Consider the following 10856-nt stretch of genomic DNA (forward strand, 5'->3'; position numbering starts at 1 on the left):
ACTTAAACTGTTAATTCTAACCTTTTCATATCTCCTTGGGGTCTTCTATGGTAAGTATTTTACCATATGAAGACCTCCTTTTTTTGGAATTCATTTATAATTCAAGTAACAGATTCTATTTATTAAATACTATAACAAATTTTAGGACTATTCTAACAATGCCTGATAAACATCACGTTTGGATAACTCACGATCCTTAGCTACCTTTTTCATTGCCTCTTTACGTGAACATTGATCCTGCTGTTCGTAATGAGTCACGTGTGCCTCCAAGCTAAGCTCTTTCCACCATGCCTCTTTTTTCTCTCTAATAAATTCTGGGTTGGCCCCTTCCACCACTACGCAATATTCCCCAATAGGCGGGTATTCCTCAAGCCATGTTAGGACATCACTTAAACTACCTCTTGCCATCTCTTCATATCTCTTCGTCAGCTCTCTTGCAAGGACAATCTGCCGGTCCCCCCATACTTCTAGCATGGATTGTAGCATTTTAATTAGGCGATGAGGAGACTCATACATAATTAATGTACCTTCATAGTCTTGAGCTTGAACTAGCGTTGCTTGCCTATCCTTGTGCTCTCTAGGTAAAAAACCTATAAACTGAAATTGATCTGTAGCAAGACCTGATACGATTAAAGCAGATAGCGCCGCATTTGCACCTGGAATTGGAATCACAGAAATTCCTTGCTCTAACGCCAGCTTCACTAAGTCGTGGCCAGGGTCAGAAATTGCAGGTAAGCCAGCATCACTCACTAAGGCTAAATTTTTTCCTTCTATTATAAAGCGAATTAATTCCGGTCCACTTGCTGCTTTATTATGCTCATGATAGCTAAGTAATTTAGCAGGAGTGATCTCATAATGTGTAAGTAACTTCCTCGTCTGCCTAGTATCCTCTGCAGCAATAATATCTGCTTCTTGTAAAATGCGGATCGCCCTATAAGTCATATCCTCTAGGTTACCAATAGGGGTGGCCACCAAAAATAATTTACCCATTCCATGTGCTTGATTATCCTGATAGCTTTTTTGTACACCTACACTCATCTTCTGTCCTTTCCTCCTTTCTTATCTGAATAATAAATATCCATAAATTCATTGCCATATTTTCCGTCCTGATCATATACCACTAAAGGAGGTAAAATTCTTACCTCTGGTTTACCATCCTTTAAAGCCTCAATCAATACCATATTCGCTTCGGCATCAATTCTAGGATGAATAAAACGAATACGTTTAGGCTCCAGACGGTATTTGCATAATATAGTTGTAATTTCAGCTAGTCTCTGAGGACGATGCACCATAAATAGCTTACCACCTGCCCGCAAAAGCTGTGTCGCTGTAGAAATGACCTCCTCCAACGTACATTCAATCTCATGTCTGGCAATCGCCTGATGACGGTTGAGCTTGACATCACCACTTGTAACAGGCATATAAGGCGGATTAACGGTAATTACATCGTAATAACCATGGCCAGTCTCATTTACTAACAGTCTCAAATCCCCTTCTCGAATGCTTACCTGCTCCTCTAGCTCATTCATTTGTACACTTCGTCTTGCCATATCAGCAAGCCTTGGCTGTATTTCAATACCTTCAATCTTTGCTTTTGTGCTTGTCGTTAACAATAAAGGAATAACACCATTACCTGTACACATATCCAATACTTTTGCTGAGTTAGGTATAGAAGCGAACCGCGCGAGCAATACCGCATCCATCGAAAAGCTAAACACTTCACGACTTTGAATAATACCTAATCCATCAGTTAATAAATCATCAATTCTTTCTTGCCCATACAACGGTACTTTTATCATGCCAACCTCGTCACTTTCTATAAAATCATAATACGTATTTAAGTATCCATCTCTGCCAACATAGTTATGTCTTTTATCTTAAAAAAACCGTAGGAACAATTCCTACGGCTTGTTATTTATTCAGAAAAGAGAGACAAAACAGACAATCGCCTTCTGTTCGTAAATGCCCGTAATACACATTACAGATATGGAAACCTTCATGATACAACCTAGCAAGGTTATCATAACCTTCTCCAACAATATCTATAGCTTCTTCCTTACCTTCGGGTGACGCTTGTTGTTCTGAGTCCTTCTCTCCAGAAGGAGAATCTACACGAGAATCACCATGGTCCCGTTTTAAAATTTTCCGAAGCTGCTCATTTTCGAGCAATAGCTGTTGATTTTCTTCAACGAGCTTCTTTACCTCTAGCTTAAGCAAACCCAATTCGCCGTGAATTGATTCCATTTGCCCCTCTAATTCTTGCATGTGTGTAAAAATATCTTTTTTCTTCAAGTGCCCACCCCAGAGTCATTCTCTAAAGTCTATCTTGAACATCCTTATTTCACAACAACATCATCTAAGAGAAGTTCCTTGACCTTGCCAATTTCAAACAATTGTACATGTACAGAACGAGATTCAGCGTTTAATCCAACCACCTTACCTTCGCCCAAAGAAGTAATCACTAACTTACCTACGGAAGGAAGTTCTTCCTTCACACTTTCATAATTATCATGCTCAAATTTCAAGCAACACATCAAACGACCACATAGTCCAGATATTTTTGTTGGATTCAGTGAAAGGCTTTGATCCTTTGCCATTTTAATGGATACTGGCTCAAAATCACCTAACCAGGAGGAACAGCATAATATACGTCCACAAGGTCCAATGCCGCCTAGCATCTTCGCTTCATCACGCACACCAATTTGTCTTAACTCGATGCGAGTGCGGAAAATACTTGCTAAATCCTTCACTAGCTCACGAAAATCGACACGTCCTTCAGCCGTAAAATAAAAAATAATTTTATTTCGATCAAACGTAAACTCCACATCAACCAACTTCATCTTCAAATCATGGTCTTTGATTTTATTTAAACAAGTTGAGAAAGCATTCTGAGCTGCTAGCTTATTTTCCTCCACCACACTAGCGTCCGAATCGTCAGCAATTCGAATCACCTTCTTAAGCGGAAGCACCACGTCAGATTCATCTACTTGCTTTTTACCAATCACGACTTTACCATGCTCGATCCCACGCGCCGTCTCTACAATAACAAACTGATCCTTTTCGACGGGTAGTTCTAGGGGATCAAAATAATATATTTTGCCCGCTTTTTTAAACCGGACACCTACTACAGTGTACAAAAACTAACCCCCTCGTATAGCACCCAAGCTTATCAATTTAATTTCATGCATATTTATAAAACCTTTATGCGGGAGAAAGTTTGTTTCCCTTAATATGACATAGAAGAATGACGATGATTCATCTCACCTAAAGAAATTAGAAACTGCTCTAGGCAAAGTTGGCCATTCATATTTTGTCGCAGCTTTCTTTTACTTTGTGCTGCCCATGACATGGCTTCAATCCACTGCTGTGCATTACGGGAAGAGGAATGGCTGGATATATAATCCAACTGATCCATAAAAACAATACCATCATGTCTATGATAGAGCGATTGGAGCATGTCCCTAAGCCATAAATGGAACAGGCTAAACAACATATCCAAATGATCGCCCAAACCTGCTTTAAAAATGCTCTGTTGAGCCGTTACTAAGGGAGAACCACTACGGCCTGTGGCCTCCTTCCCTAATTGTAACATTACGTTTCTGATTTCTGCAAACCAATTCTGACTTAATAAATCACGACAAGCACTTATTCCCGCCACTAAATGTACTGCACACCTTGCTAAATTGACAGGATAACCTTCATCTACTAAAATTTGCAGCATCTCATCAGGAGCAAGGGGCGTAAATGGCACCCATTGTGCTCTAGATTGTATCGTTGGTAATAATGCTCGTCCATTATCTGTCATCAATATTGCAACGGCTGGAGCTGGTGGTTCCTCCAAAAATTTGAGAAGGCTATTAGCAGCTTGTACTGTCATTTTTTCGGACTGATCTATCATGTAGACCTTATAATTACCGGCACTTGCTCGATAAGAAAACAATCGTTGTAAATCACGAATTTGTTCAATTTTAATACTAGCTGTTCCCTCAGGCTCGACAAGATGAAGATCAGGATGGTTCCCATGCTTAACCTTACGACAAGCTAAGCATACACCACATGCCCCCTGCTCTTGTCGATCTTCACAGACTAAAGCATTCGCAAATGCCATTGCCATCTCTTTTTGCCCACTGCCTGGTGGTCCACTAAATATATATGCATGTGACACCTGATGAGTACGAAGCCCATTTTTCAACATCGTCTTCGCTACATCTTGTCCAATAATATCGTCAAATGACATATTGTAGTCAATACCTTTCCATGGCTACAATTAGAAGCTTAAATTAATGAGCAACCCTCTAATTTCGCCAATTTTCTGCAATAAGTCTATTTTACCTTGCTCGCTGTTTAGCAGTTCATCCGCCATTTCAAGCAAGGCTGCATCTACCTCATCAAGCAGCTTATATCGCTTACTACGCCCACGACGATCCCATCCTCTAGACTCTTTGATTGTAATGCCAGGGCGTACAGTATCCTCTAGAAACTTTTTGACAAGAAGGCGATAGGCCTTTAACTCTCTAATCGTCATAGATCGAGCTAGGCGATCGCCTTGAGTTTGTATTTCTTTAAATCTACGATCCAATTCTTGCTGTGTTGCCTTCTCACCATGATAGTTCATCGCATCCGAGAAGCTTTTTGACTGAATGGGTCTAGCAGCATTATCCGTCACACCTAGCCCGCTTTTAAGCGGCCTATATCCCGGATTAATTTTCAAATGAATCACTGCCTATCTACATATATTATCTGTAGTATTTATACTAACATACTAGAAATGTTCAAATTGATCTACTGGAAGTACAAAAACTGTCGCCCCGCCGACCTGCACTTCGACTGGTAGTGGTAAATAGGAGTCTGTTGTCCCACTCATCGGAGTAACTGGTGTAACCAATTGCTCACGGATTTTACAGCTGTTTCGAATGACTGCCATGACAGATTCTACCTGATTATCATCTACACCAATTAAAAAGGTAGTATTTCCTGCTCGTAAGAAACCCCCAGTACTTGCTAATTTAGTAGCTCTATAGTTTGCCTTTACAAGTGCGCTGGACAAGCGGTTACTATCCTTATCTTGAATAATCGCAATAATAAGTTTCATATGCAGTCCCTCCTTTAAATTTCAAAACGTGAATTTAATTTTTATTATTTGACATCGCTACTGAAAATTCCTCTAATTTCGCAATAAGCAAGCGATTCATCTCAGTAGCAACCTGTTCGATATCTCTGGCCGCATCAATCTTTTTAATGCGATTAGGGTACATCCCTATAACCTTATTATAACCCGCTCTGACCTTTTGGTGAAACTCTATACTTTCAAGATCTAAACGATTTATTTCTCTTCCCTTCTCTGCTGCAATTCTAGCTAATCCATCCAAAGGGTCCATATCTAAATAAAACGTAAAATCAGGCATATATTGGTCAATCGCAAAGGCATTTATTGATAATACCTCATCTATACCTAAACCACGGGCATACCCCTGATAAGCCAAGCTACTATCAATGAAACGGTCACACAATACTACCTTATCTTCTTGTAAAGCTGGTGCTACCTTCTCAACTAGATGTTGTCTTCGAGCAGCCGCATACAATAGAGCTTCTGTTCTCGCATCCATCATCGTGTGAGCGGAGTCTAAAATGACTTCACGTATTTTTTCTGCAATCATAATGCCGCCAGGCTCACGAGTAATAATATAGCTTATATTTTTCTGTTCAAGTGTTTGGGCGAGCTTTTTTAACATCGTTGTTTTGCCGACGCCTTCTCCACCTTCAAGCGTAATAAATAGTCCTTTTCCTGCCATGAATAAACGGCTCCCCTTCATTAAAGCTTACAAACCTTAATCATTTTCAAACTAGGATCACAAGCACCTAGGCTGGTTGCATTTAGTTCTCTTAATTGCATTATACGCTTTAGTATGTGTTCTGTAATCAATTCTTGTGGATATAATAATGGTATTCCAGGTGGATAAGGTATGATCATCTCTGCAGATCTTCGACCAACCCCTTGCTCAAGCGGAATCATTTCCGTATTTTCATCTGATATAACAGATAAGCTAAACTGTACAGGCTCAAATCCCTCTTCTTCCACTACCCAATTGTTCCACGTGAAAAAATCATTTGCTTTATTTTCTGTTTCTTCCATACTAAGTTGTTTCAAAGCTGCTAACAGCCTATCGGCATCCCTTGTTGTAGTTCCTTGCCCTAAAGCAAACACGACATAATGCTCATCACACATTTCAGGTATACAGCCCATCTCGCATAACCTGTTTTGTAATTCGTAGCCACTACATATCCCTAATGCATCACAAATTACAATTTTCAAAGGATCTTGTTTATCATATGCACTATAGACGTTCTGTGCTCCTGCCTGCTGTGCATCTACCTTATATCCAACGTCCTGTCGTTCCTCTGCCCTCTGTATTTCTGTTATCGTTAGGTCGGGACTAAGTATACGATATCGCTTTAACTGGTCAATGCCTTTACGGAGCATCTGAGCAGCTATTAACGGCTCTGTAAAAATAGATTCCCCTTGCGTCTCCAACATAAACCTAGTAATGTCTAATGAAGCCATAATAGGATAGGAAGGGCTTGAGCTTTGAATCATCGTTAAACGTTGTGCCAACAATGTGCGGTCTATATACTCCCCTTGAATATGTAGCATTGAGCCCATTGTCATGGCGGATAACATTTTATGCGTGGACTGAACAACGCCATCTACACCAGCACTTAATGCACTATTCGGAAAATCACCATGTAATCCAAAATGGGCACCATGTGCTTCATCTACAAATACAGCAATATGATAACTATGACAGAGTTCCACGATGTTAGCTAAGGTAGAAGAAACCATACCGTAATAGTTAGGTTGTGTTAGCAATAAACCCTTCGCATTTGGATAACGTTCTAAAGCCCGTTGGATGGTAGTAATAGAAGGAATAGTTGCTAAGCCGCTTTCTTGATCAATTTCAGGCGTTAAAAAAACAGCTTTGGCATGTGCAAGCATTAATCCATGTATCACCGACTTATGTACATTTCTTTGCACTAGAATAATATCGCCAGGGTTGGTACAAGCACTTAAGATTAAAGCCTGATTCCCTGCTGTACTCCCACCTACTAAAAAAAAGGTCTGATCTGCACCAAAAAAACGTGCCGCGTATTGCTGAGCCTCTAATATTTCCCCTTCTGGTTGATGTAAATTATCTGTACCTTCAATTTCAGTAACATCAATTTCAAGGATTGGACCAAATATTTCCTTTATCTCCGCGATCCCTAAATAGGCCACTCCATTCTTATGGCCTGGTACATGAAAAGATATATCTTTTCTACTTTTATAATGTAATAAAGCAGAAACTAACGGTGCTTGTATACTATTTGTGCACTGATTGCACTTATCTATCGACTTTTTGTCTACCATGTATAAATCCTTTCAATATATCATCAATGATGGAAGTACTCCCTCTAGTTTACCTTTGTTAAGTTCCCCTGCCAATATAAACAAAAATAAGCCAAAACAAAAGGACCTCTTCTCCCATAAAAAGAATCGGCCCCTCTAAATATCATCATACATTCTCTTTCATCCAAATCTGTTTCATGCGGTGTATAAAAAAATGATATTTCTCCTCTTGTACGTCAGTACGTACCATCTCACTCTCGCAAGCATCACATATAAACTCAGAAACGATATGAATGCCATCTTCCTTTTGCTGTCCACATATAATACATGTGCATTTGGCAAGCTCATTCATTCACGATCCCACCCTACTCGTTTTACTATTAGTATGACACAGTTTCTATGAATTTAAACCCTTTCATAGTAACTGAATTACTATATACTATGTAGCACTAATGTTATAGGTGTCTGTACAGCATTAAATCTCAATTATTTCTCCACTATTTCCGATATACTAATTACAAGCCATTCATTACAGGCCATTCATTTTTAACTTAAACGCAGTAATATAACGTTAGCTTAAGGGGGATTGTATGATTGATGACCGATCAATCCAATTCAAATGCAACATTTTATCATTATCGACTACTTAAAAAAATAATATTTCCTAAATCGTTTTTATTAAGTTATGTTATGCTACCGATAATTTGGCTTGCTGCCGAAATGATTGTAATTAGCTGGACAAGTATTTTCTATTTTATTATTGCTATGCTTATAACAGCTTGGATTCAATATGTTATTGCAAGATCTATCCTTATAGTTATTAATCATTCTTACCATAAGCGCTGGAAGTTTTCTTATCGCTTACCTTGGATCGGTTATATGCCAGATCAATATATTCCATACTCTAGCTTTCGTAAAGTTCATCTTCATACAGCGTGGATCGGCTGTATCATCATCGTAGCAATTATTCCTTGGTCTCCCTTTGAATTTATGTTCTCATTGCTATTCTGGCATTTATGGCTTATGGTGCCTAAGCAGTTTACGATTACAGGGTTAAAGAAACAACCTAAGGATGGTGTACTAAAATTAAATGAACGAGACTTGTCCTACTACAAGCCATAATGACATAATGCCATTCATAACTTTAACTTAACAAGAACTAATTTCTCGCTTAATCAAATCTATTTTCATATTAACTTTCATAACCATTAAATTAAATTAATAAAACGGTCTATTCCCTAGTGTAGCGGAATAAGACCGTTTATCATTTTAAAGCCTAATGCTAGGCTAATATAACAATGTGATTAACTGAACTATAACTTTTGATATTATGGGTTGCTATCATTATTCTCTGTCTGCCCATTATCGTTATCATCACTGCGATTCTTACTAAATTCGCTACTTTCAATCCCTTGAATGACTAGGTTACGATCCTGTTTTGGAACTAAAATCGTAAAGCCATTCTCCTGTACAGTTACTTGGACTATTTGATTGCCCTTTTCATATACAACAGTATTTCCTGCTTCAGCACTTTCCTTCTCTACCCAACCCCAGTCCAAAATGGTTTGCTGGTATTGTTCTGGAATCTTACCCTTTTCATGAAGGCCACTAAAAGTATATTGAATATAACGCATCTCAGAATTAGTCAGCATAGATTCAGAATGGGTTGCCTCTGCAGGTACGGGAAATGTCTTCTCCACAACAGCTCCTACATACTCATCCCAAGAAGGCTCAGAAGAACCACAGCCTGTAATGACAAGAAGCATGAACATGAACATACATAAAACCATACATGACATGTACTTCGTTTGTCTCACATTGATTCCCCTTCCCTCAAAAAATTATAGGTCAAATTTCCTACCTGAATAACCTACACTTTATTATAACGATAACCACCCCGATAGTAATGACAAAAAAGTTACATTCATTTTGAAAGATACTATCTATTTTCAGTGACTTTCACAAAGCTGTGTAATCAACTATTCAAAAACCTTGCTATCACTAGGGATAACCTTGGCAAGAGGAAATGAAAACTCTGGGAAGCCAGCAACATATGGCGTGTAATCATACAATTGGAAATATACAATTAAATTACCTGGCTCGATATAAAAATCAGCTTTCTTATCAATTCCTTTAAAGCCACCAAAATATTCTATACTTTTCTCAAATTGCTGTTTAATGCTCTGATTGATGTCCTTCAGACTCTTATTATTTCCGACCACATCGGTAACCGTTAATTGCTTGCCATCCTTCAAAGAGAAAGTGAGCGCCTTGCGATAGGTCATGCCATGTGCCCCACCTGTAAAATCGTATTGCTCTAGAATGAGAGAAACAATACCCTTTTGGTTATACGTTACGATATAGGAGCTACTAAACAAATATGGACTATTAATCTTATCCCTTTCTCTTAGATCCATCTGCTCCTTTATTTCCTTCTCGTATGCAGCAATCACATCTGTTATTTTCTGATTAATACGCTCTTCAACCTGACTATCTTTACTATAATTAATTTGTGGCCACGCTAGGTCTATATCAGTCCCATTTTGGCTTTCTGTTTTAGTCTGAGTCGTAAATGAAACATCATTTTGTTTAGCTTCTTTAATACTTACAATACTATCCTTTGCATTCAAATTAGCCTCATAACCTAAATATTGCTTTAATAGCTGGGCTGGCACATAAAAGTGTCCATTTATATTAATAGCTTGGAGATCGTTTAAATAGTATCCATTTAAAGTTAGGCTATTGTTATCTTGAACATCTATCGTAAACTGATGAAAATCTTCACCAATAGTATACATTTTCTTCGTGATATCGTAGCTTAATGGCATCTTTAGTGCATCTCGTAAAAAAGTAATTGGTACCCATGTCTTTCCATCCCTAAATATGCCATTGGCTTTAAACGTCGTTCCGTTAGATGCTGTCCCATTATATTGAATTGTGATTATAGAATTAACTGCTGGTGCTACCTTTCGTTTTACAACACCAGTCGCTTTATAATCATGTGTTATAAGTGATGGTGTGGATGGTGCTGCTAAACCTTCCCCACTTTGTAGCCCTAGCCCTCCTAGTAAAACTCCAGTAGCTAAAATACCTCTTTGCCATGCAAATCTAGTCTGTTTCTTTATCATGACTAAGCTCCTTTCAAACCAAATAATTTTCAACTATAGATGTTACAGATTATTTGATTAATTAATTAATTTTTTTGTTGTTTCTAGTTTTATTTATGATTTGTAGTCGTCAATACAATAAGTTGTTCTACATTGGATATTATAGCTAATAATTTTATAAAAAAATTAACATTTACCATGACAATTTAGACTTCTTTTAATTGAAAATCTATCATTTTTTTAACTTAACATTCATTCAAATAGAATACTTTGTAACTATTAAAATCCATAATAAAAGATAGGTAGCTACAGAGAACTTTATTTATTTTAAACATAAAAAAACCACCACCGGATGATCGGCAGTG

General features: G+C 38.1%; 13 protein-coding genes. 1 reads left to right on the forward strand and 12 read right to left on the reverse strand.

The window, feature by feature from the left end; all coding sequences use genetic code 11:
• Window positions 1–147: 147 nt before the first annotated feature.
• From rsmI to ABE099_RS02070, 10 genes are all read right to left on the reverse strand, one after another.
• Window positions 148–1038: a 16S rRNA (cytidine(1402)-2'-O)-methyltransferase gene (gene rsmI / locus ABE099_RS02025; RefSeq protein ID WP_430026906.1), complete on the reverse strand. Its 891-nt coding sequence runs from the start codon at window positions 1036–1038 to the stop codon at window positions 148–150.
• Window positions 1035–1799 carry a tRNA1(Val) (adenine(37)-N6)-methyltransferase gene (locus ABE099_RS02030; protein ID WP_430026907.1) on the reverse strand — a complete coding sequence of 255 codons (765 nt, stop codon included), beginning with the start codon at window positions 1797–1799 and terminating at the stop codon, window positions 1035–1037. Before ABE099_RS02030 ends, rsmI begins: the two co-directional genes overlap by 4 nt.
• Window positions 1800–1911: 112 nt before the next feature.
• Complete coding sequence (locus ABE099_RS02035; protein ID WP_430026908.1) at window positions 1912–2292, reverse strand: initiation-control protein YabA; 381 nt, start codon at window positions 2290–2292, stop codon at window positions 1912–1914.
• 44 nt (window positions 2293–2336) lie between these two features.
• Window positions 2337–3137, reverse strand: coding sequence for a PSP1 domain-containing protein (locus ABE099_RS02040; protein ID WP_430026909.1), 801 nt, complete (start codon window positions 3135–3137; stop codon window positions 2337–2339).
• 89 nt (window positions 3138–3226) lie between these two features.
• Entirely contained in the window at window positions 3227–4237 is a 1011-nt protein-coding gene (holB, locus tag ABE099_RS02045; protein ID WP_430026910.1) for a DNA polymerase III subunit delta', read from the reverse strand.
• A gap of 30 nt (window positions 4238–4267) precedes the next feature.
• Window positions 4268–4711: a YaaR family protein gene (locus tag ABE099_RS02050; protein WP_210090916.1), complete on the reverse strand. Its 444-nt coding sequence runs from the start codon at window positions 4709–4711 to the stop codon at window positions 4268–4270.
• Window positions 4712–4762: 51 nt separating this feature from the next.
• Entirely contained in the window at window positions 4763–5092 is a 330-nt protein-coding gene (locus ABE099_RS02055) for a cyclic-di-AMP receptor (RefSeq protein WP_210090915.1), read from the reverse strand.
• A gap of 34 nt (window positions 5093–5126) precedes the next feature.
• Window positions 5127–5792, reverse strand: coding sequence for a dTMP kinase (gene tmk / locus ABE099_RS02060; RefSeq protein ID WP_430026911.1), 666 nt, complete (start codon window positions 5790–5792; stop codon window positions 5127–5129).
• A 20-nt stretch (window positions 5793–5812) separates the two neighbouring features.
• Window positions 5813–7405 carry an aminotransferase class I/II-fold pyridoxal phosphate-dependent enzyme gene (locus tag ABE099_RS02065; RefSeq protein WP_430026912.1) on the reverse strand — a complete coding sequence of 531 codons (1593 nt, stop codon included), beginning with the start codon at window positions 7403–7405 and terminating at the stop codon, window positions 5813–5815.
• Window positions 7406–7550: 145 nt separating this feature from the next.
• Window positions 7551–7736 carry a sigma factor G inhibitor Gin gene (locus ABE099_RS02070; protein ID WP_210090913.1) on the reverse strand — a complete coding sequence of 62 codons (186 nt, stop codon included), beginning with the start codon at window positions 7734–7736 and terminating at the stop codon, window positions 7551–7553.
• Between the two features lie 245 nt (window positions 7737–7981).
• Between ABE099_RS02070 and ABE099_RS02075 the strand changes: the two genes are divergently transcribed.
• Window positions 7982–8506, forward strand: a complete 525-nt coding sequence (locus tag ABE099_RS02075; protein ID WP_430026913.1) for a hypothetical protein — start codon at window positions 7982–7984, stop codon at window positions 8504–8506.
• A 206-nt stretch (window positions 8507–8712) separates the two neighbouring features.
• Here the strand turns inward: ABE099_RS02075 and ABE099_RS02080 are convergent, their stop codons facing one another.
• Window positions 8713–9183, reverse strand: a complete 471-nt coding sequence (locus ABE099_RS02080) for a hypothetical protein (protein WP_430026914.1) — start codon at window positions 9181–9183, stop codon at window positions 8713–8715.
• A 180-nt stretch (window positions 9184–9363) separates the two neighbouring features.
• Window positions 9364–10512, reverse strand: coding sequence for a PdaC/SigV domain-containing protein (locus tag ABE099_RS02085; protein WP_430026915.1), 1149 nt, complete (start codon window positions 10510–10512; stop codon window positions 9364–9366).
• Between the last annotated feature and the right edge of the window lie 344 nt (window positions 10513–10856).

Origin of the sequence: Paenibacillus turicensis (assembly GCF_050461185.1) — a bacterium.
GTDB lineage: Bacteria > Bacillota > Bacilli > Paenibacillales > Paenibacillaceae > Fontibacillus > Fontibacillus turicensis_A.